The sequence below is a fragment of the Vibrio penaeicida genome (assembly GCF_002933855.1).
GTDB lineage: Bacteria > Pseudomonadota > Gammaproteobacteria > Enterobacterales > Vibrionaceae > Vibrio > Vibrio penaeicida_A.
This window is the reverse complement of sequence record NZ_BFAQ01000020.1, coordinates 92842-117795: the sequence shown is the minus strand read 5'-3', so window position 1 is coordinate 117795 and position 24954 is coordinate 92842. Positions and strand designations below refer to the sequence as shown.

The window sequence follows — 24954 nt, the reverse complement described above, 5'->3', positions numbered from 1 at the left end:
ATATCAAGCTTATTGACTATTCTATTTAGCTCGAGATTTAGGGGTATTAGGTTTAACACAAACCAGTAGATGATAAGAAATGGCGTTGAAGTGCGGTTGTGAATTGTCCAATATAACTAAAAGCTAGACAGGGAGTGAGGTGAACATGCTGAGTTATCAAGTATACCGAGACATTGAAATTGAAAAGACGCCAGAATTTATAATCAAGTTTATTAGCAACTTTAAAAATTGGCCAGAGTGGTCCCCGTGGTTGATTATGGAAAGAAATTGCACATTGACCTACAGCGGTGATCTAGGAAATATTCAATCGGGTTATGAATGGAGCGGAAATTTGGTCGGAGCGGGAGGTATGCTGCTAACGAGCAAAACGGATAATCAGTTAGAAATGTCACTGACCTTTTTACGCCCATTTAAGTCCACCGCTATCGTTAAGTTCAAGGCAGAGCCAACGGCTTCGGGAACTCGATTGAGTTGGATGATGGAAAGCCGTGTCCCTTGGTTTTTGTTTTTTCTCAAAGGCATGTTCAAATCGATGATCGGGATGGATTATGACCGCGGTTTGCTTATGCTCAAAAGCTTAGTTGAAACGGGGGAGGTGCATTCTGAGTTAACGCTAATCGGAAATAGCATGTTGCCTGCAACGCATTATATTGCACTTGAGAATGGTGCAGGTATTCAGGACATGGGGCCAACCATGCAAGGAGATATAGTTAAACTGGATGAATTTTTAGCGGAACAAAATATTGAATCATCAGGTGAAATGTTTGCCCTGTATGACAGGATGGATATGGCAACCATGCATTTTGACTTTCGCACATGTTATCCGATTTCCGAGCCTGTGAATGTCCCAGAGCCATTTATTTGTGGTTACCTAAAAGCAAGTGAAACGTATGTAGTAGAACACACTGGTGCATACCAATTTCTTGGCAATGCATGGTCCATGGCCATGATGGCAGCCAGGCAAAACAAAGTAAAAGTGACTCGTAAGCCTATGGGTATCGAGCGCTATGTCGATAACCCAAATAATGTGGACATTACGAAGCTCAGAACCGAAATTGTGCTGTTCAAAAAGTGATGGCGTTACTGAGTAGCAAGCATGTAACCTTTGCCGCGAATCGTTACCAATAACTCGGCATGTGAGCTGTTCGCTTCGAGTTTCTTTCGTAAGCGGCTTATCAGCATGTCAATGGAGCGGTCTGTTGGCGACCAATTCTGGCTTTTTGTTATCTTCACTAATTGAGGGCGAGTGCATACCTTTCCTGCGTTGCCAATAAGGAAGAGCAGCGCTTCATTTTCCGCATCGGTTAAGCGAAACTCGGCCCCGTCTTTATGAAGCAGTAACTTATTTTCTTTATGCAGGCGAATACCAGGGTAGACATGGATGTAGATAGATTCTTGATCGTGCTCGTGTGAGGGGACGTCATTGCGGCGTAATACGGCTTGAACTCTAAGTAATACTTCCACCATATTCAGTGGCTTCACAACATAATCATCAGCACCGCGAGCCAGCCCTTTGATACGATCTTCATCGGACTTTCTGCTGGACACCAAGATGACTTTACATAATTTTTCTCTAGAAAGGCAATGTGCAATCTCGGTGCCATCTGCATTAGGCAGCACGACATCACAAAGCACTAAGTCTATGGGCGGGTGGCTGTTAGCAACCTGCTGGAAGACGCCATCACCAGTAATATTGATGAGGACATCATAGCCTTGAGACTGTAATGCTTTTACGAGCGATTCACGTGTAGGCGCGTGATCTTCAACTACTAAAATACGACGATGAGGCATGAGAGCTAATCTGACCCTAGATTGGTATGCAGTTTTGGAAATTGTTTGTTAATTATTTACAACGAGTATCAGCTAAAAAAATGAAACAACCCATCAAATATTGAAATAGTTTATAATATTTCGCTCAATTTAAAAACTATCAATTGTAATGTTCCATGTCGCACTTTAATGTCCCATTTATGAAATATAGCTTTGTAGCCATTCTATTCATTCTCAGCTCAATGTTGAGTTTTGGAAGCTCAGCTCATGTAAAGAAAACATCTATTCCGATTGCCAGTATGAGCAAATTTGAAGATAAAAGTGCGAACATGAGAATTAATGATGTTTTGTCGTTAGAGCAATCGGACTGGGAAGCCATTTCTACGAATAAAGTGCATAACTTTGGTTACAGCAAATCGGCTTATTGGTTAAAAGTGACCTTTCTGCAGCGGCAAGAAGATTGTTGTATCTTGACGGTTTCTTATACACCGTTGGATTACCTGGATTTTTACCAAGTAATAGACGGTACACGCCTTGTACACCAACAGTCTGGGGATCGTTATGCCTTTGATGTGCGCCCTTTCCATGACAGGCATAATACGTTTCGCGTCGCCTTTTCCTCTGATGAACCTACCGTATTTTATCTAAGAGTACAGAGTGAAAGTATTCTTCAGCTTCCTCTGGAATACCATACGGACATTGAGTTTGCGCAGACTTTGGGGCAGGAAAACTTCTTCCTTGGTCTCTTTTATGGTGGATTGCTTTTAATCGCGGTATACAACGCTTTTGTATTTTTTCGCCTACGGGACAAGGTGTACGCCTACTACTTATTCTTTGTGATGAGTGCTGCATTAAGTGCGGCGTGTTGGGATGGTTTGGCTTTTCACTATTTGTGGCCAAATGCACCAGACTGGGCAAGCCGTTCGATACCCGTTACCACTGGGTTACTCACGTTTTGTACGTTGCTGTTTAGTCAGGAATTGTTGCAAATTCGTAAGAAGATGCCGTGGGTGAACATCATTGTTGAGCTCACTAAAGCGGTCTCAGTACTTTTGATCGTGATGACCTATATCGTGTCTTACTCTACCGTAGGTCAGTTAAGCTTTGCTGTTGCCATCGGGTCTGGCGTTATCGGCATGCTGGTTGGGGTTGCGGCACTCTACAAAAGAATTGAAGGTTCTGGATTATATCTGGTGGCGTGGTCACTCCTATTTGTCGGAGTCAGCATGAACTCCATGGCGAATATCGGGATAATACACGATAGTGTTCTCACCAATTATCTAATGCATTTAGGGGGCGTAGTAGAGGTATGCTTATTCTCGGTGGCTTTGGCAAATCGCATTAAATTGCTGAAGCAAGATAAGCAGGATGCGGAAACTCGAATGTCCATTGAAAGGCAAATTGCTCAAGATAAAGCCAACACGTTAGCGATCATTAGCCATGAACTTCGAACGCCGATGAATGCGGTACTTGGGTTTGTGTATTTAGCAAAGCAGGGAAAAGGGCAACTGAGTACACAAGACTATTTAGAGAAAATAGAGCAAGCCTCCTCAAATTTGGTGAAGATCATTAACGATAGCCTTGATTTTTCAAAGCTCGAACAGAAAAAGTTGAGCTTGAAATGCGAGTCTTTCAGCTTGATTGACGTTGTTGATCATGTGACTTCCGTCTCTACCCCCGCTCTGGCAGGGAAGCCAGTTCAAATGCACATTCAAGTAGCACCTGATGTTCCTTCTCATTTAATGGGAGACCGTGTTCGATTAGAACAAGTCATCATCAATTTGACTAACAACGCGATCAAACATACGGATCATGGTTACGTTGGAGTGGGGATATCGGTTGTGCGCAAAGCCGGTCATGAAGTGGTGTTAGCCTTTAATATTTCGGATTCAGGACAGGGGATATCCCAGCAATCTCGCGATCGTTTATTCAAACCATACTCACAATTGGACGAACACCATAAAGGGACTGGGCTTGGCTTGTCGATTAGCCAGAAAATCGTTCACCTAATGGGTGGTCAGATAGAATGCTTTAGTGAGGTTGGGCGAGGTTCTCTCTTTTCGTTTGAATTGTCTTTCCCATTAATTAACCTACCCGAACGGCCATTCGAATCTGCGCATGTTCTACTGGTCTGTGAAAATACCTTATTCGGAGAAAACACCGAGCTAACGTTAAAGTGGTTAGGCATGGAGTGCGATCTGGTGTCGGCTTCACAGGCGTTAGAGATGACGTGTAATTACGATCTCATTCTGGTGGATCAGGCATTGGAAGGTATATCGGGAGAAACCTTCATCGACATACTTCAAACCACCGACCTTTCGGACATTCCGGTCGCTATGCTCTGTAATATTGACGAAGTGGATGCGGTGGAAGGCAATATCATCCGATTGAGTAAACCTATTCGTGTGTCAGATGTTCTTCAGCTTGTGAGTAAAATGAACGGGAATGAGGTGGATGAGCAAAGTACTCCGTCCGACACGGACTATGCACTCAGTGGGCTAAAAGTGCTGGTGGCGGATGATAACAAATTGAATCAGGAGTTCATCAGCGACATGCTGGCCATGTTTGGTGCAGATGTCGATGTTGTTGAAAATGGTCAGCAAGCGTTGGATGCATTGTCGAAATCTCAGTATCACGTGCTGTTATTGGATCTTCATATGCCAGAGGTGGATGGCATCGAATGCGCAATGGAAATTCGCAAAAAACCAAAGTTTTCGGATCTAACCATCATCTGCACGAGTGCAAGCCCCGGCGCGGTATCTCAACGTGTCGATGTATTTGATGACTGCATTGCGAAACCGATTATGGCCGATCAGTTACTGGCGCTACTTTCTCCTTACTGTCTTGATATTGCTCTCGATAAAAAGCGTTACACCAAAGGCGAGATACGTTGGCCATCCGAAGGGACGACGCTGCTGATTGAAGGCATCAACATGTCATTTTTGTTGAGTCAATGCGCTCATTGCGATCTCAAAGTGAAAAACAGGCTGATGATTTTCTCCGATATGGCCACGTCATTTTTGCACGATGTATCAGAAGTTCAGGCTGAAAACACACGCGACCTTCAACGTATTTATCACGATTTTGCGGGAACCGCAGGGGCGATAGGGGCGACTGAATTGCAGGACATGGCGTTATCGCTGGACTTGTTGCTACAAGAAGGAAGGTTTGACAAAGACATTGCCAACAAACTGTCTAAGCAAACGGCTGAAATGGTTTCTCGAATTCAAGCGTCTTCCATTTCTTCAACGGTTGTTTGATGTACGCTGATGAGGTGATTGAGCATGGCTTGCTCTGCGGCATCCGCATCGCGTTGACTCAACGCTTCGTAAATAGCCATGTGCTCTAAATAGCTTTGTTCTATGGAGCCTTTTTTACTCATAACTTGGCGGCGAAACTTCAGCCCAAAGGAATAGAGTTCATCGGAATAGTTTATGAAAATCGGATTGGCTGCAATTTCTGCGATGTTCAAATGAAATTGGTGATCAGACAATTGAAACCGGACAGGATCTGAGAACATTTTGGATTGCTGTTTAAGCAATGTCGCCAAATCGTTGAGTTGTGACTGAGTAATGTTTAGTGCAGCTTGACGAGCAATGGCCGATTCGATCACTTTCCGGCTTTCAAAAACAGTATCTACCGAGTGGTTGTTGATTTGTAAGCTGGATGACTCCGGTAACCAGTCATTACGTTTAAGCAACTGCTCATCTCGATTGACTCGCGTTTTTGAACCATGCGAAACGTGGATCATTCCATACGCTTGTATAATTCCTAAAGCACCACGTACGGTTTCTCTGCTCACTCCAAACATACTACTGAGTTCTCGCTCGCTAGGTAACTCGTCTCCATCCCGCAATAATCCGGTTACGATCATTTCCAGAATCTTTTCTGCCAGAATGTCTTTTTTGGTTTTGTTTTTCAGGGTTTGCTCAAAGGCAAAAGCTGAACGAGTCATAAGGAATTACCATTGTGTACAATTCTTTCACAATTATGGAGATGGTGCGGTTTAAGAGCAAGCTTAAGAAAAACGGGAAGTAGAAGAACGGATTCACAAAAGCGATGTGTCAGCATAGAGCCTCACAGGCACATAATGAGAATCAAATGGCTGACATGCCCTTGTTCAGCCTTGGCTGATAGAGGGAAGGCTTGTCAGCCAGATTGTGGAGGAGCATCCTTCTACTTCCCAAAACGGGGTTAGCTTCCATAAACCAAGTCGACTAAACCGAGTGTGATAAATGGTACGTAAGTCACAAGGAGAAGAAGTGCGATCAACACGCCAATAAATGGCAGGTTCGCACGGGTTGTTGACCAAATATCCACTTTCGCTATGGAGCATGCGGTGGCGAGTACACTGGCAACTGGCGGTGTTTGCTGACCAATAGCTAGGTTAAGCGTTACAATCAGCCCGAAGTGAATGGGGTCTATGCCAAACTGAAGCACCAGTGGTAAAACCATAGGGACGACTAAAATAATGGCCGCGGCACCATGCAAAAACATACCCAGAATAAAGAACAAGACGTTCAATAGCATTAGCACTACGATCTTGCTTTCTGTAAAATCCAGAATCGCTTGAGCCATTTCTTGCGGAAGTCGAACTTCAGTAAGAAACAGACCAAGTAAAGCCGATGTCGCCACCAAGAGCATGACTGCCGCCGTTTGAACGCTTGCTCGAATCATACATTTGTATAAATGAGCAAGGGTAAGCTCTCGATAGATGATAAAACCGATAACTAGCGCTGCGATAACGGCAAGCCCAGCACCTTCGGTAGCGGTAACCACACCACCGAAAATACCCCCTAAGATAATGACGGGAAGAAACAAAGCCCAAATCGCTTCTTTAAACTTCTGCTTGAGGTTTTTCCAACTGAACGCTTCTTCACGAGGAAGGTTGTAGCGGATGGCGAAGTAATACGAGAGCGCCATCATTAATGCGCCGCCAAGCACACCTGGTACAACGCCTGCTAAAAACAGCTTTACGATAGAGGTATCCGCAATAGCACCGTAAAGGATCATCGAAATAGAGGGGGGAATGATGATGGCCAACGAGGCGGACGACGAGGTGATTGCGGCAACAAAAGTCGGCTTGTAACCGCGTTTTTTCATTGCGGGCATCAACACGCTTCCGGTAGCAGCAACATCTGCCACCGCAGAACCTGATATCTCGGCAAAGAACATAGACACCCCAATATTGACCATTGCCAAACCACCACGCACAAAGCCAATCATGGCGGAGACAAGATCAATCAAACGACGAGAGATACTTGAGGTGTTCATTAACTCACCCGCCAGAACAAATAGAGGGATGGCTAGTAGCGGGAATTTGGTCGCGCCTTCATACAGGGTGAGTGGCACATTGAGCATGGCGTCAGAGCCAGAAGTAAGCAACATACCACTAATGGCAACAACGCCAATGGAAACGGCGATAGGCACATTGATCATTACCAACGCAAGTAAACCACCAAATAACAGCAGGTAGATCATGATTTTGCCTCCATTTCTTTGTGTGCTTGTGTTTTCTCCCCATTGGGGAATAGGTCTTCTGTGTCGATCCCACATTCCTCTGCGTACTCTTCGAGTTCGGCGCGGTCGTGATCTCGACCTTCACGCATGTCTTGCAATGCTTGTGGAATAGAAAGAAGCTCGGCAAAAATAAACAAAATAGCGCCAATAGGAATAACGGATTGCACGAATGGAACAGGAACCCAAGGTAAGCTGATTAGAGTCTCACCTTCAAAATACTCAAGTACCGTCCAGCCATAAAAAGCGACTAAGGCAAAGAACCCAATCACAATGACCTCTGATACCCAAAATAAGGTGGATTGAAGCGTGCCTTTTGCACTGTATAACAAGCCACTAAACCCAAGATGACTTCGTTTAATTGCTGCAGTCGCGGCACCGTAATAGGTTATCCATACCAGCAGCAAAGAGGCGACTTCGTCATACCAGATTAGAGACGAACCGGTTTTACGCATAATGACGCCAAACACAATTACAAACGTCATCGACAGCACAAGAAATACAGACATTCCTTCGAGTACTTTCTCTAATCTATATGCCAATCTTGCAATCATGATTCCTCCTGAGAGAGGGCATTGCTGCCCTCATTGATATCCGTGTCGGTTAGTTTGCTAGCGACAACACTTTATCCAGCATGTCTTTACCGCCATCTACTTTCTTAGCAAATTGTTCATAGATCGGCTTACTTGCATCGACAAAATCTTGATAGCTGGCTTTGTTCACCTGCATTCCGCCTTCTTTTAATTTCCCTAGCAGTTCTTGTTCTTGGCTGTCAGATAATTCATACATCCAAGGTTTGATTGCATTGGCTGAGTCTTTGATGATCGTTTGAACATCTGCAGGAATTTTGTCCCAAGTTCGTTTGCCAGCAACAAGGTAGGAAGGGCTGTAAACGTGATTGGTTAAAGACAAGTATTTCTGTACTTCATTGAACTTCGCCGCATAGATATTGGTGAGCGGGTTTTCCTGCCCATCAATGACGCCGGTTTGCAATGCAACAAACACTTCAGAGAAAGACATCGGTGTTGGATTTCCACCCCAGTTACGGAACATGCTTACACGCCACGTGCTATTCGGCGTTCTCAATTTAATGCCTTTCAAATCTGCTGGCGTATTGATGGGTTTGACGTTGTTAGTAATGTGGCGGAATCCGTTTTCCCACATGCTGAGTACCTTGTAGCCTTTCTTATCGGCTGTTGGTGCTATGCTTGGCCAGAAAACTTCTGATTCGATTTTTGCCAGATGCGCTCTGTCTTTCACCAAAAACGGCATATCAAAGAGCGCAAACTGCGGTGTGACTTTAGCCATAATAGAAGAGGGTTGGCTAAGGTGAACCGTTCCAAGTTTTAGCTTTTGCATCAATTCTTTATCCTTGCCCAACTGACCATCACCAAAAAGGCTTATCGAATAGTCGGAACCGGCGGATTTCAACGCGGTATTTGCATTGCTCGCAAACTTTTCTGCGGTTTTGTACTGTAACGATCCCTGTGCGGCACCAATGGCAAAAATCAGCTCTTTCGCTAAGGTGTGTGGAGCGGCAAATGCCAATGATGCTACAGTGGTACTAATTAACATTTTGCGCATGGTCGTGATGTTCATTTCTGCGTTTCTCCGTTAATTTCAATGGTCGTCAATGACCGTTGGTGTCCTAAAATCATGCCCACCAATCTGTGGTTTGCACGCGTATGGTTATTTGTTTATTTGGCTAAATAGCTGTATGCGTAATTAGCCTTTCAGGGCATATTCCTCATTGCAGAGATTGTGGTGTAATACACGCTGTTGAGGTGATCCAGCATGGCTTTTTCTGCTAATTCTGGATCGCCTTGTTCCAGTGCTTTGTATATTTCGTAATGTTCTTGATAGCTTTTTTGAATAGCGCCATCTTGTTCCAAAACACTGCGTCGAAAGTTAAGTCCATAGGCATAAAGTTCGTCTGCGTAACTTGCTAGGATGTCATTGTCGCTGTAGTCAGAAATCAGCTTGTGAAAGCGCTGATCAGATATCTGGAAATGAGCTGGCTTTTCAAAAAGCGATTCTTGTTGTTCCAGTAATGTCTTGAGTTCACACAAGCCTTGTTGGTCAATGTGAATGGCAACGCCATGTGCAATAGCGGCTTCGACTACTTTTCTGCTTTGGAATACCGCTTCGATGTCGTAATTGTTGATGGTGAGATTAGAGAGCTGAGGAAGAAGCTCGATGCAACGTTTTAATAATTCATCATTGCGATTGACTCTGCTTTTCGCACCATGTGAAACACTGATAAGTCCATAAGCGGCAATCATTCCTATCGCGCCCCTTACGGTTTCTCGGCTTACGCCAAACATGGCACACAGCTCTCGCTCGCTCGGGAGCGCGTCGCCGTCTCTCAGCAAACCCGAAAAAATCATTTCCAGTAATTTGCTTGCAAGGATGTCTTTCTTTGTTTGATTTTTTAGCTGTTTTTCAAACGCAAATACATTCGCTGCCATGATATTCCCTCATCGAGCCATGTTTACTTAACAACGTTCCAGTTAACTTATTGGCATTCCAGTTTACTTAGCGACATTTCATTCAATTGTTTTGGTAATGCCCGTCGACCAGTGTTAACCCGGAGGAATGTCCATTGATGGGTTCGGGCAGCAAAGGCTCGGGCACATTTTGATAGCAAACTGGGCGAAGGAATCGTTCAATGGCGTTGGAGCCCACCGACGTGCTTCTTGAATCTGAAGTCGCAGGGAAGGGACCGCCATGCACCATCGCGTGAGAGACTTCCACACCCGTTGGAAATCCATTGAAAAGTACTCGACCTACTTTGAGCTCTAGATGATCCAATACCTCTTGAAGGTCTTGATTTGAATCGTTGGAACCCGTGTGAATGGTGCCGGTTAATTGACCTTCAAGCGCATCAATGACGGTAAGGAGTTGACCAAGGTTTTTGCAGCGAACAACCAATGAACTGCTGCCAAACACCTCGTCTCGTGCCTGTTCTTGCTGAAGAAATGCTTCTGCACGCGTACTGAATAAATAAGGAACACATTGGTTGTGATTACCTGAAACATCCCCTTCACTCACCATGGTAATGGTTGCGTTTTCAACCAGTGTCCCCACACCGTTTTGATACGCCGCGTGAATTCCAGGAGTCAGCATGGTTTGGCTGATGGCGTTATTTATGATTTCTGCACTTTTGGCGATAAACTGATCCAGTTCTGGGCCATCAATCGCAAGGATTAAACCAGGGTTGGTACAAAACTGACCAGCGCCCATTTGCAAGGAGGCACAGAAGCCTTGAGCCAGTGTATCGCTACTACTTTGAAGTGCACTTGGCATCAGAATAACTGGGTTAATGCTGCTCATTTCGGCGTACACAGGGATCGGCTTTGGACGCTGTTGAGCTGCGTTCATTATCGCCATTCCTCCTGTTCGAGAGCCAGTAAACCCCACGGCTTTGATTGCAGGGTGGGAGACTAATCCTTGACCAATCAAATGACCGGATCCAAACAACATAGAGAATACACCTTCAGGCATATCACAACGTTTGGCCGCTCGGGTCACTGCACTTGCGACCAATTCAGATGTGCCGGGGTGAGCTGAATGTGCTTTTACTATAACCGGACAGCCTGCCGCTAAGGCTGAAGCGGTATCGCCGCCTACTACTGAAAATGCGAGAGGGAAATTGCTTGCACCAAATACCGCGACAGGACCCAATGGTAAATACGTTAATCGCATATCAGGGCGAGGTAGCGGGGCTCTGTCTGGGATAGCGGAGTCAAATTTCGGTACGAAAGCGAGCCCCTTTCTAAGGTTGTCTGCGAATAAATTTAATTGTCCGACCGTTCTTCCACGCTCCCCTTCAAGTCTTGCTTGAGGCAGCCCTGTCTCTTGCATTGCGCGTTCAATCAAACTGTGTTCGAGCGCCATGACTTCTTCACCTATGGCCTGTAGGAAATCTGCTTTACACTCGGCGCTGGTTTTTCGGTAAATAGTAAACGCACGATTTGCGAGTTCACACGCTTGAGACAACTGGGTTTCGTTCGCGCCTAAATAAGGCGGCTCTAACGCTTCGTTTGTATTTGGGTTGATACCATGAATGACCTTTTGGTCACCCATGATCTTTTTACTCCCAATGGTCATTTTGCCCGTCAATATCATGATTTTTATTCCTATAGCGCTTTAACTTGAACCGATTCAGGAGACGTTTGAACCAATGTATTTCGCAAGGGGCGACCAAAAGCAGGAATAGTTATGTCAAATCGATCGCCTACTTGTGTCTTCACCTTGTCTGCAAAACTGAGCGTGGCTGTTCCCATGTAGTGCACATGTAAGTCGCCTGGTCGTCGGAATTGAACATACTTGAAGTGATGTTGCTCTAAGTTACTGATGGTGTGCGCCATATTGGCTTCGCCTGTTAAGAAGGACTTACTCCATAACAATTTGTCGTCACGTTGAATAGAGCTCGTGCCTTCTAAGTGCTCCGGTAAGTCGCCGATTAGAAGCTCCGGACCATAACTGCACGAACGCAATTTGGAATGCGCCAACCATAAGTAATTAAAGTGCTCGGTTACGTGGTCAGAAAACTCGTTACCAATGGCAAAACCCACACGATAGGGACTGCCATCGCTACCTATTACATATAACGCGGTGAGCTCTGGTTCTTCTCCGCCATCTTCAGCAAAGCTCGGCATAGAGATAGGCTGTTCAGGGGCAACGACACATTGACCGTCGCCTTTATAAAACCATTCTGGTTGCGCGCCTACTTCACCAATGCTTGGTTTTCCGCCTTCTACGCCCAATTGAAACATCTTCATTGAATCTGAGAGCGCTTCGTCACCTGCGAGTTTGGCGTGCATTTCTGCTCTGGCATCTGCGCTACCGAGATGAGTTAAACCCGTTCCTGTGACCAACCAACGGGAAGGGTCATCATGGGTAACCGGAGGAAGCAGCATTTGGTTATCAATGATTGTTTGGTATTCCAGACGTTCACTGGTGTATTTTTCACCGATAACCTGAGCTAAAGATTTCCCTGTGTTAATCGCTTCCATTGCCAGTTGGTATGTACCGCCGGTCACATTTAACACACGAACCTGATCGTAGGATTCGACGAGTGCCACTTTCAATTGGTCATTTTGCACAAACTGTATGATTCTCATGGCAATCTCACTCAATCACGTTGAATTGGTGGAGGTGTTTTTCGCTGATACTCAGCCCTAATCCCGGTGTGTTTTCATCAAGGTCGATGTGGCCATTAACGGGAGACGGGTCACCATCAAATATGTAGTAAAACAACTCGTTTCCTATCTCTACGTCATGGACGGGGAAATATTCCGACATTGGGGACGCGAGGGTAGACATCGTGAGATGGTAGTTATGCATTTGCCCCGCATGAGGGATCACGGGAACACCAAAGGACTCTGCTATTGCGTTGATTTTGTGAGCTGCGGTGATCCCGCCAACACGGTTAGTGTCGTATTGAATGACCGACACAGCGCGTTTTTCGAGTAATTGACGAAAGCCGTAACTGGTAAATTCGTGTTCGCCACCAGAGATAGGAATACTGGTGAGTTGATTGAGCTCGGCATAGCCATCAATATCGTCGGCGATTACGGGTTCTTCTAGCCAACGCGGTTGGTACTGTTCTAATTTAGGCAAAATACGCTTGGTGTATTCCAAGTTCCAACCCATGTAGCATTCCAGCATTAAGTCGATGTCTTCGCCGATGACTTCTCTAATTGCCGCCACACTGTCGAGATTCTTTCTTACGCCTTGTGGTCCATCCTTAGGGCCATAACCAAATCGCATTTTCATGGCTGAAAATCCTTGGTCTAGATAGGATTGAGCTTCGCGCTGCATTTCATCCAGATCCGTGCGATAGAGCTTAGAGGCGTAACAAGGGATCGTTTCTTTAGTGCGTCCGCCGAGTAATTTGAAGACAGGCTTGTTCGTTGCTTTCCCCATTAAATCCCAAAGCGCAATATCTATGGCTGAAATCGCCGCCATGCCAATGCCTTTTCGGCCCCAAGCAAGTGTTGAGCGATACATTCTTTGCCAGAGGTATTCATAATCAAAAGGGTCTTGTCCTATAACGAGTGGCGCTAAATATTGGTCAATGATCTGTTTGGCAATTCTTGGTGCTAACGCAACGTTTCCAATACCGACCAATCCATCATCGGTAAACACTTCAACAACAGTCCAGCCGTGAAAGCGGAATGTCCCCATCGAATCGCCGCGATCCCATAACTCATCCATTGCATTGGAGCAAAAGTTATTTTGAGGATCTACGGTGTGTCCATTCCACTCAAATACACGGGCTTGCACTTTGGTTATTTTCATTGAAACGTCTCCTGTTATTGAGCTTGTTTGCGATAGTTGGTGCCCATACGGCAAGCAATATTGAAGGCTTGAATCGTGGCGCTAACGTTGGCTTGGTTAGATCCTGCAATGTCATAAGCAGTGCCATGAGCAGGGGTGGTGATCGGGACAGGTAACCCCCCTTGAACCGTCACGCCTTTTTCAAAACCCAGAAGCTTGATGGCGATCTGCCCTTGGTCGTGATACATGGTTACAACGGCATCGAGTTCGCCGTCTCGGGCTTTAAGAAAAATGGTATCGGCAGGGTAAGGACCTAAAACGGGGTAACCTAAGCTGTTGAGCTTGTTTACGGCTGGTTCAATGATGTCAATTTCTTCCGTGCCGCAAACGCCACCATCGCCGCCATGCGGGTTAAGTGCCGCAACCGCGACTCTAGGGGACTCTATATCTGCGGCTTTTAGTGCCTTATAGATGAGCTTACTAGCTTCGATGATTCGCTCTTCACTGAGAATGCTGACCACATCTTTCAGTGGTACATGAGATGAGATTCTTGATGTCCACAGATCACCAAGCGTATTGAATTCACAGAAAAAGGATTCGACACCCAGTTTGTCGGCAAAGTAATGAAGTTCATCTTCAAAAGGCATTCCAGAGAGAATCATCGCTTGTTTATTCAGGGGGGCAAAACAGATGGCATCAATATGGTGAGCGACCACCGCTTCTAGGCATTGGTCTAATATGTTTAATACCGAACGACCTCCTGCGGCACTTGCAAACCCTACCTTCACTTCTTGTTGAGTGACGGAATGAACAGGGACAAACAGAATTTCACCTGATCCACTGTATTGGCGTGCGTCTGATAGAGACTCAATCGTTTTCAGCTTGATATCGGTTTGAGCGATCTGTTGTCCATGATCCCATAACCATTGATCGCCAATGAGTACGATATTGGCTTGTGACGTAATACCGCTCTGGTTGAATAATTTGGCAACCAGTTCAGCACCAATGCCAGAGGGATCGCCTAAAGAAATAGCAACAGTGGGCAAAGAGCTAGGCATAAAGTTTCCTTACGGTTATATTCTGTATAATTCTTGGTCTACTGGTACGGAAACATTACCACTAGACCAGTAATTGACAAGATGAAAATTAACAAAAAAGAAACATATTTAAGATGGGAAATGAAAGAAATTGATGGTTATCTTATTTAAATCAAGTGCTTAACGCTCTTGTTGATATTTTCTTCAATCGTTGGATTTGTGATCTTGTTCAATTTGTGAACAAGATGCGTGATAACTAATGCTTATGAACAAGATAAGTTCTTTGTATTGGTTTATAAATATTCGGCAGAGGTATGATGACTCCAGACTTAGTTATTACAGAGTACTACCTATGAAAACATCACTGAAATCGATTAAAGCGTTAAAAACTGTGTTGATCGGAATAACATTGGTTAGTCTTGCAGGGTGTGCGTCACCAGAGTTTGACTCCAACGATGAAAATGCAGCGCGCAATCGTGGAGCGGCAGGAGGGGCGTTACTTGGTGCGACAGCAGGATTACTTCTTGGATCCCCAGAGTTAGCGGCAAAGGGGGCGATTGCAGGTGGAGTGGCTGGTGGTGTTAGCGGTTCGATGAAAGATTTAGAAGATTCGCGTAGCGCTGAGCGCAACCAAGTCATGGCAGATGGCGTATCGCAAGATACTCGTTCTGACGCTGAAAGAAGAGCGGCAGAGCTGGAAGCTGAGTTGCGTATTATTGAACTGGAAAAGCAGTTGAATGAAATGAAAGTGCAGCAGTCAGTTGAAGGTTAAATTGAGCATCGGTCAAATAAGACAAAAAAGGAGCCTCAGCTCCTTTTTTGTCATTAAGCGCGAGTTTTTTATTACTTACCGCGAGCTTCTATGCGGATTTTTCTTCCATCATAATGCGGTAGCTGACCATATCTTTAATAGTCAGAACAGGCATATTGTGTAATTTACCAAACGCCACGATTTCAGGCGTTTTCGCCATTGAACCATCAGGGTTGGCGACTTCACACAAAATTCCAAAGGGGGAAAGCCCCGCCATTTGCATGAGATCGATCGTACCTTCAGTATGACCGCGACGAGTCATAATTCCGCCTTTACGTGCACGTAATGGAAATACATGCCCTGGTCTTGCGAGGTCGCTGGCTTTAGCATTCAAACGAGAGGCTGTTTTTATCGTGGTAACACGATCGGCAGCAGAAACCCCTGTTGTGACACCTTCTTTTGCTTCGATAGAAACCGTAAAGGCCGTTTGGTTTTTGCTGTTGTTAGCTTCCACCATCGGAGGCAGTTCTAATTGATTGGCATGTTCATCAGTCAGGCACAGACACACGATACCGCTGCATTCGCGAATCATGAGTGCCATTTGTTCATTCGTTAAATGATCAACAGAATAGATGAGATCGCCTTCGTTTTCACGATCTTCGTCATCAAGCAATAAAATTCCGCGACCTTGTTGCAATGCTTCAAGGGCGTTTTCTACACGCTCAATAGGTGTGCCAAATTGTTCTAGCAATGAAGTTTGGTTCTGATTCATGGTAGTACTCCGTAAAAAATTTACCAGAATCAGGGCATATATGAAGGGGGCTTGTGGATCATGGTGAGTAAAAAGCTACCCATGATCTAAATGCAAGCCAAAGTAAAACCCACAGAGTATTCACCGACTCCTTTATGGAGTGGTTTCACTGTGTTTTTATCATCCTCTCCCATCCGGACTATGACCGTCGGCTCTGGGTTTTCACCAGATCTGCTGACCTTGCAACCAAGCGACTGCAAGCGCTCGCGGGCTCACCAGAATGACTGGTATACCGCCGGTGGGGAATTTCGCCCCGCCCTGAGAATAATGTTGTTACACCCAGTATCCTCACAGAAATTCGCATCTGGAGTTTACTTGGGTATACGTCTTTGTGTTTCAACGCAGAAGAATAGTATCGTTTTTTTATAAAGAAGGTAATCACTAAGTGGCGATATGGCGTGATTTCGAATATAAAAGGCGCGAAAAGTACAATATTCGCGCCATTGAGAGGATTGAAGAGTGGGTTTACTAGAGGACAAGGTTTACTGTGGGTACAGTTTTCCGTCAACGACGACCCCTTGGCTAGTATACTCATCATCCAAAATGGTGATGGCAGCGCGGTATCCTTTTGTAAGGTATCCAAGCGTATCTTGTCGCATCGCCTTTGCTGGGTATGTCGATGCCATTTTTAGCGCTTCTTCTTCCTGAATACCCCATTTGATGACATTGGCAACCGATTGATCCATGCCGATGTGCGCGCCCGCTAAACTGCCTTGAGCATTCACCAGTTTTCCATTAACGACTCGCACTGTTTCATCGTTTAGAACAAAGGTGTCCTTTTGGCTGCCTACTGTTGCCATGGCATCTGTAACGATAAAAAGCTTTCCGACCGGTTTGCTACGATGAGCCAATAGCGTGCTGTTTTCTGAAACATGAATGCCATCTGTGATAATTGAGCACCAAGTGTCGTCATTAAGAAGTGCCGTTCCAACAACACCAGGCTCTCTACCTTCCAATGGGGACATGGCGTTGTATAAATGTGTAAACCCATTTACAAGGCGAATTTTTCCACTATGCAGCTGAGCTTGGTTGGCATTGCTATGACCACATGAAACGATGATTTTCTTTTCGGATAGCCAATTCAATGCTTCAGTGGTCACCATTTCAGGGGCGAGTGTAACCAGGGTAGCACCAGAGCTGAGCCAAGGCATGGTTTCAAGCTCCGCGATCGAAGGAGCATAAAAATGTTTGTCGTCGTGTGCGCCTTTTTTTTCTGGGTTGAGCCAAGGACCTTCTAAGTGAACACCCAGAACACCTGCAATTTTGTCGTGAATCGCTGCTTCGACCGCGATAAGAGCGTGTTCCATTTTCTCCTTGCTATCGCTGATCAATGTAGGGAGAAGATAGGCCGTACCGTGTTTTCGATGTGCTCGGCATATGGTTTGAATGCCTTCTACATTGGTATCTTGGTTAAACATAACGCCACCCCCACCATTGACTTGTATATCTACAAATCCAGGGCTGAGTGTGCAATCGTGATAGTCATGGAACTGAGCATCCTTTGGAATGGATTCTTGGGAGATAACACCTAAAATTTCGTTGTTTTGCCAAAGGATGGCTGAGTTCAAATGAAAGTGCTCACCATCAAAAATCCTTTTTGCTGAAATGGCTTGTAGAGTCATAAAGTATCCTTACTCCATAAATTGAAATGCAGCGCCCAGTAAACAAGCATCGTAATCACCCTTGGCGCTATAAAGGGAAACGTGAAATGGAGGAGGGGATTGCTGAACATATTTTGCGACGGCAGCGAGATAACCACTCGCGAGCCCAATACCACCTCCAATAACAATGGCATCCAGATCTAAGCTGGCTTTTAGGTTAAGACAAAGTGTTGCAACCGCTTTTGCACTTTTATCGATGATGGCCTGCGCATGTGGGTTCCGCGGTGCGATTTTAAAGAGTTCGACGTTACTGACGTCTTTCCCCAGCTCTGGCTGAATGCTTTTTTTGACTTGGCGCTGAATCGCTTTTCCTGAGGCGATGGCTTCGACACACCCAGTTTGACCACACCCGCATGGTTCACCATTGATATCGACCACGGTGTGACCAATGTGTCCTGCAAAGTTGTTGGCACCTTTATGGAGCTTACCATTCAAGACCAAGCCTCCGCCCACCCCTGTTGAAACGGTCACGTAAGCAATATTCTGAATGGGAGCATCTAATTGCAAATACTCGTACCATGCGGCCGCCTGAGCATCATTAAGCATGGATACGGGCTTATTGCACAGAGATTCTAATGCGCGATGTAAAGGAAATGGTGCAGGAAAAGAGAGGGTGTCTGGATTGATTGAGGTTATCCCTGCATGGCTTACCCACCCAGTTGTTGAAATGCCTATTTTATTTACTTGAGGAAGCCAACCCTGACAGTGCTGAAGAATATGTTGGGCAAATTGTTCCGCCGATTGAGCACTAGGCGTTGGTATTTGTGTGCGTTCAATCAGGGATGACGTAGAAAGGTCGACCAATCCGAGCGCTATCTTTGTTCCTCCAATATCAATGGCCAGTACTTTCATTGTTGTGCTCCTGCTGCTTGAGTGGCGGAATTGAACCAGTCCGTCACAACTTCTAGTCGAGTTAGGGCGGATCCTACCGTTACGGCGACAGCGCCCTGTTCTATCGCCTTGGCTGCGAGTTCAGGGGTGTTATATCTGCCTTCTGCCATCGTAATGAATCCTGCCTCTGAAAACTGTTTGACGAGTTGCAAATCTGGCTCACGTGGTACTTCGCCCTCAACGTAACCCGATAAGGTGGTTCCGACGATATCAACGTTGTGATTGTGCGCCCATAGCCCGTCCTCGAAGCAGGAACAATCCGCCATGGCAATACAGCCTAAGTTTTTGATGGCAGCGATGATCTTCTCTCGACTTTCGGGGCGAGACCGGTTGGTCGCATCGAATGCAATAATACTCGCCCCTGCTTCTGCTAGCGATTCCACGTCTGATAAAAAGGGGGTAATGCGCACTTGGCTATCCTTTACATCCCGTTTCACCATTCCAATTATAGGAATGCTCACAACTTTGGATACGGCGGCGACATTCTCTGTCCCTTCGATGCGAAGCGCTTTAGCTCCTGCTTGTTGCACAGATAGCGCCATGGCGGCAATGATGCGACTATTGTCCATTGGGCTACCCACTACAGGCTGTATGGATACAACGGTTTGCCCTAGTAGTAATGCGCGAATACGATTTTCTTTTTCAATGTTCTTCACAATTGCCTCAAGTTGAAAATTGCCATGGAATCAGGTTATTAGCGATTAAGGAACTATGCCAAATAGCGGTTACAGAACTCGGTGCGACTTGTTTCTTATTCATTTCATCTGATTAAAAGAGCAAATTTGGCTAAATTTTGCTCGCCCTCACATTTCGTTAAATGTCGCTTTGAAAATAATCTTCATTGTTATAATAATTCTTGATGAATATTTTTTTCAACATAAAAAGAGATTTTTTTCAAAATGTCGTGAGTGTGAAAATACGGCGGCAAAAACAAAAGGGAATAGCGATGAAAGTCATTAATAAACTGACATTGGCAATGCTGGCACTTGGATGTGCTCTATCAGCCCAAGCGGCGACTACATTGAAAATGGGAATGCAGGCGTCTGTTGGTTCTGTTGAATACACATCGGCCAAGCTTTTAGCCGATACAGTCGAAGAAATGAGTAAAGGCGAGTTGAAGATTACCTTGTACCCGAGTGCACAACTTGGCGATGACCGTGCGATGTTACAGCAGTTGTCACTTGGTGATCTCGACATCACCTACGCAGAATTTGGACGCATGGGGCTTTGGATACCGAGAGCGGAAGCGGTAACACTCCCGTACGTAGCAAAAGATTATGAGCACCTTCGCCGTATGTTTGATTCGGAGTTTGGTCAGGGTATTCGAAAGGAAATGCTGACCAAGTTCCAATGGCGAGCACTGGATACATGGTACAACGGCACTCGACAAACAACGTCTAACCGACCGCTAAAATCAATCAGTGATTTCAAAGGGTTAAAGTTACGTGTGCCGAATGCCAAACCTAACCTGAATTACGCTAAGTTGTCTGGCGCTTCACCAACACCAATGGCGTTTTCTGAAGTGTACCTAGCGTTGCAAACCAACGCTGTAGACGGGCAAGAAAACCCCTTACCAACCATCAAGACGATGAAGTTTTATGAGGTACAAGAAAATTTAGCCCTCACCAACCATATCGTGAACGACCAAATGGTCATTATTTCTGAAAATACGTGGCAGAAGCTGTCTAGCGATCAGCAAAAAATCGTTTCGGATGCCGTCGCTAAAGCGGGAGATGCGCATACCGCTTCCGTGAAAAAGCAAGAGTCTGAATTGGTTTCTTTCTTTGAATCGAAAGGCGTGAACGTGACTTACCCAGAGCTTTCACCGTTCCGCGAAGCGATGCAACCTTTGTACGCCGAGTTTGAAGAGAAAGTAGGTCAACCTATTGTGAAGCAACTTACTGAGATGTAAGTGTTTTTAGACAGTACGGCTGGCACGTCGTATCTGCCAGTCATGGAGCCTCAAATGCTACAAAAGATCACTAGAAATATTGAAGAAATCATCACAGTACCACTGATGCTCGTTTTACTGGTTGTGCTCACTTGGCAAATTGGGACGCGTTGGTTATTAGATGATCCTTCTCTGTGGAGCGAAGAGCTGGCGAGAGTACTGTTTATGTATATGGCGTTGATTGGTTGTGCTATCGCCATTAAAAGCAGTACACACGTCAACATCACGTTCTTTTCAGACAAGCTACCTGAGAGAGTTCGACTAATTTTGGTGCTTTCTCTTGAATTGGCGGTACTCCTTTCCATTTTTGCCATTATCCACCTTGGTTATCAACATGTTCAGCGAACCGCATTTTTTGAATTGATCACGCTGGAAATCTCAAGCAAATGGATGAATTACAGTTTGCCTCTCGGGGGATTGTTTATGGTGGTTCGTCAATTGCAAAAGATGATCAAGATTGTTGCTGATTATCGTCACACTAGCCATACAACAAGTGCTGAAAGCAAATAAGGAGATAGCATGGCAACTTCAATTTTTGGCTGGTTAGCTCTGTTATTTGCAGGGATGCCAGTGGGTTTTTCACTCATTTTTGTTGCTTTGGTTTTTCTGGTTGTCACCAGTAGCCCAGGTATCAATTTTGCGGCGCAGCAAATGCTGGGTGGCATTAACAATTTCACACTTTTAGCGGTGCCTTTTTTTGTTCTAACAGGGCACTTAATGAACAGCGCAGGCATTACCGAACGTATTTTTAACTTTGCAAAATCCATGGTCGGGCATGTAACGGGTAGCCTTGGGCATGTGAACATTATGGCGAGTCTGTTGTTTTCCGGTATGTCAGGTTCCGCACTTGCCGATGCTGGAGGGCTTGGTCAGCTCGAAATAAAGTCGATGCGAGATGCAAAGTACGATGACGATTTTGCTGGTGGGCTAACGGCGGCTTCATGCATTATCGGCCCTTTAGTTCCTCCTTCTATCCCATTAGTGATTTACGGTGTCGTTTCTAACACGTCAATTGGCGCGTTGTTTTTGGCTGGGGCTATTCCCGGTATTCTTTGCTGTATCGCGCTGATGGTGATGAGCTACTTTATCTGTAAAAAGCGCGGTTATATGACGTTACCTAAAGCTTCGCGCAAAGCTCAGCTCACCTCATTCAAAGAAGCATTTTTGTCTTTGCTGACGCCTGTGATCATCATTGGGGGCATTTTTTCTGGTAAGTTCACGCCAACAGAAGCAGCTGTTGTTTCGTCTTTATACGCTCTGTTTTTGGGAACGGTTGTGTACAAGCAGCTCACCATCAGCGGGTTTATTGATGTACTAAAAGACACCATAAACACAACGGCGGTGGTTGCCTTGATGGTGATGGGGGTAACGGTATTTGGTTGGATTGTGGCGCGGGAACAATTGCCTCAAATGCTGGCTGAATATTTCCTTACCATCAGCGATAACCCTTTGGTTCTACTGCTTCTGATAAATCTGCTTCTGCTTTTCCTCGGTACGTTTATTGAATCGTTAGCTCTTCTTTTGTTGCTGGTTCCGTTTTTGGTGCCAGTGGCTGGTGCGGTGGGAATTGACCCCGTTCATTTTGGCGTTATGGCGATCCTCAATTTGATGATAGGGATATTAACGCCGCCCATGGGAATGGCGCTTTATGTTGTGTCCCGAGTGGGAGATATCCCATTCCACACTTTAACCCGAGGAGTTATTCCCTTACTGGTGCCGCTCTTTATTGTGCTGATTCTCGTGGCGGTCTTTCCTCAATTCACTCTGTTCCTTCCCGAGCTATTTCTAAACTACGGACAATAATTAGGACGCATTCAAAATGAAAAAATTAACTGGGTTGATTGCTGCACCCCATACACCTTTCGACTTAAACAATAAGGTGAACCTAGAGGTTATTGATCAAATTGCTGAGCTTCTGATAGAGCAGGGGGTGTCAGGGGCTTATATTTGCGGCACAACAGGAGAAGGGATTCATTGTTCAGTCGAAGAACGCAAGCTAATTGCTGAGCGTTGGGTTGATGCTTGCTGCGGAAAATTGGACATTATTGTCCATACCGGTGCGCTGAGCATCGTCGATACACTGGATCTAACTCGTCATGCCGACACGCTAGATGTGCTCGCCACTTCCGCTATTGGCCCTTGTTTTTTCAAGCCAGCTAACGTTGATGAATTGGTTGACTACTGCGCTCAAGTGGCGAGTGCCGCACCTTCAAAAGGTTTTTACTACTACCATTCTGGAATGTCAGGCGTGAATGTCGATTTAGAACAGTTTCTCATTGAAGGAAATAAGCGAATCCCCAATCTATCCGGTGCTAAATTTAATCACTCCGATCTCTATGACTACCAGCGATGCATTCGCGTTGCGGATGGGAAGTTTGATGTACCATTTGGCGTCGATGAATTTTTACCAGCGGGGCTAGCTGTTGGGGCTGTTGGGGCGGTCGGCAGTACCTACAATTATGCTGCGCCGTTATACCTGAGGATCATCGAGTCTTTCCACAAGGGCAATCACCAAGAGGTAGCGCGCTTAATGGATTCTGTGATTGCGATTATTCGTGTACTGGTGGAATACGGAGGCGTAGCAGCAGGAAAAGTCGCCATGCAACTGCACGGAATTGATGTTGGGAACCCCAGATCGCCGATCAGAGCGTTAACGGAAACACAGAAACAGGATGTGCTATTCAAACTTCGCAATGCGCGCATTTTGGACCTTGTATGAGTAAGGGACGTTCAATGCGAGTTAGTAGCTTACAAAAGGGGCGAGTGGTGGCATAGGAACCATTTTTACCTCTATCGAAAGCACATAAAACGCGAGTCATGAAATGTTTGGCACGTTCATATTGAGGTTGTTCGAGTATAGACCTGCAATTACTGTATTTGACGAGATGAGTCTGATACCTTTATCCACGCCGTCACCAACGAAAAAGAGAGCATTGTGAGCCTACCCAAAAATTTACTCGTTCGTCTTCGAGCGAACACAGAACCACTGAGTAAGAAGCTGCGTTTAGTAGCAGACTATATCTTGGAGAATGCTCATGATGTCCAGTTTCAAACCATCACGGATTTAGCGCGTAACTCTCAAACCAGTGAAGCGACCGTGGTGCGGCTGTGTCGTGATATGGGCTACAAAGGCTATTCAGATTTTAGGATGGCGTTGGCGGTGGATCTTAGCCAAAACCCACGAGAAAAACAGGTCGAGATGGAAGGCGATATTTGCCATATTTCAGCCCAAAGTGCGGTGGCGAGCTTGCAAGATACGGCTCAGATCATTGACCGAAAAGTGTTGGAAAGAGTGTGTAACCTAGTTCACGAGTCCCATTACATCAGTTGTGTTGGGGTTGGGGCATCGAGCATTGTGGGGCGTTACTTGGCATTCCGATTATTGCGAATTGGCAAGAAAGTCACCATGTTCGAAGACACACATTTAGCGGCAATGAACGCCGTTCGAAGTACGCAAGGCGATCTCTGGTTTGCGATTTCGAGTTCGGGTTCAACCAAAGAAGTTGTCCATGCAGTTAGGCAAGCGCACCAACGCGATACCCCGGTCATTTCTCTTACTAACATTACTCATAGTGCGCTGTCATCCATATCGACAGAATCGCTTATTGCAGCAAGACCAGAAGGGCCGCTAACTGGGGGCGCATTTGCATCTAAAGTTGGGGCGTTATTATTGGTTGATGTTCTGGTTAATACTCTGCTGGAGCAATACCCAGAATACGCGGAGTCGGTTGTTGATACCGCCGAAGTAGTGATGCCTCTGATGATTTAACCATGTTGCGTCAATTGAAAAGTCAGGGTCGACAGACCCTAACGACATTCGTACTTATTTTCCATATTCGCGACGGTTTTCTTGAGAAAACGTTCCAACGCATTTAAATCTATTTTTGCTAGGCTGGTTAGGTACAAACATGACTTCGCTGTTTTGACTTTTCCAATCTCGGCTAAATCCTCTTTGTAGTCTTCAAACCCCTGCATGATATAGAGCGTTAGGTTTTGTTTGCGAGGCGAGAACCCTGTGATCATCCAAGAATACGTGCCTTTGGTGTTGGTGTATTCATACTTCCCAAAACCGACGATAGAATCTCCCCACATCACAGCCTTTTTATCGGTTACTCGCTCAAACATTGCGAGCAAAGTAAATGCATCTTCTCTCCGTTTTTCGTGTTCAACCGAGTTAAGGAACTTGACCACACTTTTTCGGTTAGGACGAGTCTTTATCTCTGACATATCTGCCTCCAATGACGGGTTAATCTAGAGAACGATAAAGCGATGGCGGGGAC

At 45.5% G+C, this 24954-nt stretch carries 23 protein-coding genes and 1 riboswitch; of the genes, 8 read left to right on the top strand and 15 right to left on the bottom strand.

Annotation, left to right across the window (positions count from 1 at the left end; translation table 11 throughout):
- The first annotated feature begins 145 nt into the window (after positions 1–145).
- The gene (locus VPNCDNU1_RS11725; protein ID WP_104400476.1) at positions 146–1075 is read left to right on the top strand and encodes an SRPBCC family protein; all 930 of its coding nucleotides are present in this window, start codon (positions 146–148) and stop codon (positions 1073–1075) included.
- Between the two features lie 5 nt (positions 1076–1080).
- Here VPNCDNU1_RS11725 and VPNCDNU1_RS11720 read toward each other — a convergent pair whose 3' ends face one another.
- The gene (locus VPNCDNU1_RS11720; RefSeq protein WP_104400475.1) at positions 1081–1791 is read right to left on the bottom strand and encodes a response regulator transcription factor; all 711 of its coding nucleotides are present in this window, start codon (positions 1789–1791) and stop codon (positions 1081–1083) included.
- A 155-nt stretch (positions 1792–1946) separates the two neighbouring features.
- Between VPNCDNU1_RS11720 and VPNCDNU1_RS11715 the strand changes: the two genes are divergently transcribed.
- Positions 1947–5030 (top strand): 7TM diverse intracellular signaling domain-containing protein, encoded by a 3084-nt coding sequence (locus VPNCDNU1_RS11715; protein WP_104400474.1) that lies wholly within the window; start codon positions 1947–1949, stop codon positions 5028–5030.
- On the opposite strand, the gene VPNCDNU1_RS11710 is transcribed toward VPNCDNU1_RS11715, so the two are convergent.
- From VPNCDNU1_RS11710 to VPNCDNU1_RS11670, 9 genes are all read right to left on the bottom strand, one after another.
- Positions 4997–5725, bottom strand: coding sequence for a FadR/GntR family transcriptional regulator (locus tag VPNCDNU1_RS11710; protein ID WP_104400473.1), 729 nt, complete (start codon positions 5723–5725; stop codon positions 4997–4999). The genes VPNCDNU1_RS11715 and VPNCDNU1_RS11710 overlap by 34 nt on opposite strands.
- Before the next feature lie 239 nt (positions 5726–5964).
- Positions 5965–7251, bottom strand: a complete 1287-nt coding sequence (locus VPNCDNU1_RS11705; RefSeq protein ID WP_104400472.1) for a TRAP transporter large permease — start codon at positions 7249–7251, stop codon at positions 5965–5967.
- Positions 7248–7841 carry a TRAP transporter small permease gene (locus VPNCDNU1_RS11700; protein WP_104400471.1) on the bottom strand — a complete coding sequence of 198 codons (594 nt, stop codon included), beginning with the start codon at positions 7839–7841 and terminating at the stop codon, positions 7248–7250. Before VPNCDNU1_RS11700 ends, VPNCDNU1_RS11705 begins: the two co-directional genes overlap by 4 nt.
- Positions 7842–7890: 49 nt before the next feature.
- A complete protein-coding gene (locus VPNCDNU1_RS11695) occupies positions 7891–8886 on the bottom strand; it encodes a TRAP transporter substrate-binding protein (RefSeq protein ID WP_104400470.1) in 996 nt (331 codons plus the stop codon).
- 134 nt (positions 8887–9020) lie between these two features.
- Positions 9021–9755 carry a FadR/GntR family transcriptional regulator gene (locus VPNCDNU1_RS11690; protein WP_104400469.1) on the bottom strand — a complete coding sequence of 245 codons (735 nt, stop codon included), beginning with the start codon at positions 9753–9755 and terminating at the stop codon, positions 9021–9023.
- An 82-nt stretch (positions 9756–9837) separates the two neighbouring features.
- Positions 9838–11373, bottom strand: coding sequence for an aldehyde dehydrogenase (NADP(+)) (locus tag VPNCDNU1_RS11685; protein ID WP_237324124.1), 1536 nt, complete (start codon positions 11371–11373; stop codon positions 9838–9840).
- Between the two features lie 53 nt (positions 11374–11426).
- Positions 11427–12413: an AraD1 family protein gene (araD1, locus tag VPNCDNU1_RS11680; protein WP_104400467.1), complete on the bottom strand. Its 987-nt coding sequence runs from the start codon at positions 12411–12413 to the stop codon at positions 11427–11429.
- Positions 12414–12420: 7 nt separating this feature from the next.
- Positions 12421–13593, bottom strand: coding sequence for an L-rhamnonate dehydratase (locus tag VPNCDNU1_RS11675; protein ID WP_104400466.1), 1173 nt, complete (start codon positions 13591–13593; stop codon positions 12421–12423).
- Positions 13594–13607: 14 nt separating this feature from the next.
- On the bottom strand, positions 13608–14630 hold the full coding sequence (locus VPNCDNU1_RS11670) for a 4-hydroxythreonine-4-phosphate dehydrogenase PdxA (RefSeq protein WP_104400465.1): 1023 nt from the start codon (positions 14628–14630) through the stop codon (positions 13608–13610).
- A gap of 331 nt (positions 14631–14961) precedes the next feature.
- Here VPNCDNU1_RS11670 and VPNCDNU1_RS11665 point away from each other — a divergent pair, with 331 nt between their 5' ends.
- Complete coding sequence (locus VPNCDNU1_RS11665; protein ID WP_104400464.1) at positions 14962–15381, top strand: glycine zipper family protein; 420 nt, start codon at positions 14962–14964, stop codon at positions 15379–15381.
- Positions 15382–15469: 88 nt separating this feature from the next.
- Here the strand turns inward: VPNCDNU1_RS11665 and ribB are convergent, their stop codons facing one another.
- From ribB to VPNCDNU1_RS11645, 4 genes are all read right to left on the bottom strand, one after another.
- Positions 15470–16132: a 3,4-dihydroxy-2-butanone-4-phosphate synthase gene (gene ribB / locus VPNCDNU1_RS11660; protein ID WP_104400463.1), complete on the bottom strand. Its 663-nt coding sequence runs from the start codon at positions 16130–16132 to the stop codon at positions 15470–15472.
- Between the two features lie 157 nt (positions 16133–16289).
- Positions 16290–16441, bottom strand: a riboswitch (FMN riboswitch).
- 212 nt (positions 16442–16653) lie between these two features.
- Positions 16654–17793 (bottom strand): N-acetylglucosamine-6-phosphate deacetylase, encoded by a 1140-nt coding sequence (gene nagA / locus VPNCDNU1_RS11655; protein ID WP_104400462.1) that lies wholly within the window; start codon positions 17791–17793, stop codon positions 16654–16656.
- 9 nt (positions 17794–17802) lie between these two features.
- Positions 17803–18684 (bottom strand): N-acetylmannosamine kinase, encoded by an 882-nt coding sequence (locus tag VPNCDNU1_RS11650; protein ID WP_104400461.1) that lies wholly within the window; start codon positions 18682–18684, stop codon positions 17803–17805.
- On the bottom strand, positions 18681–19379 hold the full coding sequence (locus VPNCDNU1_RS11645; RefSeq protein WP_237324123.1) for a putative N-acetylmannosamine-6-phosphate 2-epimerase: 699 nt from the start codon (positions 19377–19379) through the stop codon (positions 18681–18683). Before VPNCDNU1_RS11645 ends, VPNCDNU1_RS11650 begins: the two co-directional genes overlap by 4 nt.
- Positions 19380–19669: 290 nt before the next feature.
- Between VPNCDNU1_RS11645 and VPNCDNU1_RS11640 the strand changes: the two genes are divergently transcribed.
- The 5 genes from VPNCDNU1_RS11640 (at position 19670) to VPNCDNU1_RS11620 (ending at position 24443) form a co-directional block, all read left to right on the top strand.
- Complete coding sequence (locus VPNCDNU1_RS11640; protein WP_104400459.1) at positions 19670–20635, top strand: sialic acid TRAP transporter substrate-binding protein SiaP; 966 nt, start codon at positions 19670–19672, stop codon at positions 20633–20635.
- A 54-nt stretch (positions 20636–20689) separates the two neighbouring features.
- Positions 20690–21184 carry a TRAP transporter small permease gene (locus tag VPNCDNU1_RS11635; RefSeq protein WP_104400458.1) on the top strand — a complete coding sequence of 165 codons (495 nt, stop codon included), beginning with the start codon at positions 20690–20692 and terminating at the stop codon, positions 21182–21184.
- Positions 21185–21193: 9 nt separating this feature from the next.
- On the top strand, positions 21194–22477 hold the full coding sequence (locus tag VPNCDNU1_RS11630) for a TRAP transporter large permease (RefSeq protein WP_104400457.1): 1284 nt from the start codon (positions 21194–21196) through the stop codon (positions 22475–22477).
- A 16-nt stretch (positions 22478–22493) separates the two neighbouring features.
- Entirely contained in the window at positions 22494–23393 is a 900-nt protein-coding gene (locus tag VPNCDNU1_RS11625) for a dihydrodipicolinate synthase family protein (protein ID WP_104400456.1), read from the top strand.
- A gap of 216 nt (positions 23394–23609) precedes the next feature.
- On the top strand, positions 23610–24443 hold the full coding sequence (locus tag VPNCDNU1_RS11620) for a MurR/RpiR family transcriptional regulator (protein WP_104400455.1): 834 nt from the start codon (positions 23610–23612) through the stop codon (positions 24441–24443).
- A 38-nt stretch (positions 24444–24481) separates the two neighbouring features.
- Here VPNCDNU1_RS11620 and VPNCDNU1_RS11615 read toward each other — a convergent pair whose 3' ends face one another.
- A complete protein-coding gene (locus VPNCDNU1_RS11615) occupies positions 24482–24901 on the bottom strand; it encodes a DUF1801 domain-containing protein (protein ID WP_104400454.1) in 420 nt (139 codons plus the stop codon).
- Positions 24902–24954 lie beyond the last annotated feature (53 nt).

What these genes read in the sequence shown, in the direction of transcription:
- VPNCDNU1_RS11725 (WP_104400476.1), top strand. Translation starts at nt 146, where the DNA reads ATGCTGAGTTATCAAGTATACCGAGACATTGAAATTGAAAAGACGCCA.
- VPNCDNU1_RS11720 (WP_104400475.1), bottom strand. Translation starts at nt 1,791, where the DNA reads ATGCCTCATCGTCGTATTTTAGTAGTTGAAGATCACGCGCCTACACGT.
- VPNCDNU1_RS11715 (WP_104400474.1), top strand. Translation starts at nt 1,947, where the DNA reads ATGTCGCACTTTAATGTCCCATTTATGAAATATAGCTTTGTAGCCATT.
- VPNCDNU1_RS11710 (WP_104400473.1), bottom strand. Translation starts at nt 5,725, where the DNA reads ATGACTCGTTCAGCTTTTGCCTTTGAGCAAACCCTGAAAAACAAAACC.
- VPNCDNU1_RS11705 (WP_104400472.1), bottom strand. Translation starts at nt 7,251, where the DNA reads ATGATCTACCTGCTGTTATTTGGTGGTTTACTTGCGTTGGTAATGATC.
- VPNCDNU1_RS11700 (WP_104400471.1), bottom strand. Translation starts at nt 7,841, where the DNA reads ATGATTGCAAGATTGGCATATAGATTAGAGAAAGTACTCGAAGGAATG.
- VPNCDNU1_RS11695 (WP_104400470.1), bottom strand. Translation starts at nt 8,886, where the DNA reads ATGAACATCACGACCATGCGCAAAATGTTAATTAGTACCACTGTAGCA.
- VPNCDNU1_RS11690 (WP_104400469.1), bottom strand. Translation starts at nt 9,755, where the DNA reads ATGGCAGCGAATGTATTTGCGTTTGAAAAACAGCTAAAAAATCAAACA.
- VPNCDNU1_RS11685 (WP_237324124.1), bottom strand. Translation starts at nt 11,373, where the DNA reads ATGGGTGACCAAAAGGTCATTCATGGTATCAACCCAAATACAAACGAA.
- araD1 (WP_104400467.1), bottom strand. Translation starts at nt 12,413, where the DNA reads ATGAGAATCATACAGTTTGTGCAAAATGACCAATTGAAAGTGGCACTC.
- VPNCDNU1_RS11675 (WP_104400466.1), bottom strand. Translation starts at nt 13,593, where the DNA reads ATGAAAATAACCAAAGTGCAAGCCCGTGTATTTGAGTGGAATGGACAC.
- VPNCDNU1_RS11670 (WP_104400465.1), bottom strand. Translation starts at nt 14,630, where the DNA reads ATGCCTAGCTCTTTGCCCACTGTTGCTATTTCTTTAGGCGATCCCTCT.
- VPNCDNU1_RS11665 (WP_104400464.1), top strand. Translation starts at nt 14,962, where the DNA reads ATGAAAACATCACTGAAATCGATTAAAGCGTTAAAAACTGTGTTGATC.
- ribB (WP_104400463.1), bottom strand. Translation starts at nt 16,132, where the DNA reads ATGAATCAGAACCAAACTTCATTGCTAGAACAATTTGGCACACCTATT.
- nagA (WP_104400462.1), bottom strand. Translation starts at nt 17,793, where the DNA reads ATGACTCTACAAGCCATTTCAGCAAAAAGGATTTTTGATGGTGAGCAC.
- VPNCDNU1_RS11650 (WP_104400461.1), bottom strand. Translation starts at nt 18,684, where the DNA reads ATGAAAGTACTGGCCATTGATATTGGAGGAACAAAGATAGCGCTCGGA.
- VPNCDNU1_RS11640 (WP_104400459.1), top strand. Translation starts at nt 19,670, where the DNA reads ATGAAAGTCATTAATAAACTGACATTGGCAATGCTGGCACTTGGATGT.
- VPNCDNU1_RS11635 (WP_104400458.1), top strand. Translation starts at nt 20,690, where the DNA reads ATGCTACAAAAGATCACTAGAAATATTGAAGAAATCATCACAGTACCA.
- VPNCDNU1_RS11630 (WP_104400457.1), top strand. Translation starts at nt 21,194, where the DNA reads ATGGCAACTTCAATTTTTGGCTGGTTAGCTCTGTTATTTGCAGGGATG.
- VPNCDNU1_RS11625 (WP_104400456.1), top strand. Translation starts at nt 22,494, where the DNA reads ATGAAAAAATTAACTGGGTTGATTGCTGCACCCCATACACCTTTCGAC.
- VPNCDNU1_RS11615 (WP_104400454.1), bottom strand. Translation starts at nt 24,901, where the DNA reads ATGTCAGAGATAAAGACTCGTCCTAACCGAAAAAGTGTGGTCAAGTTC.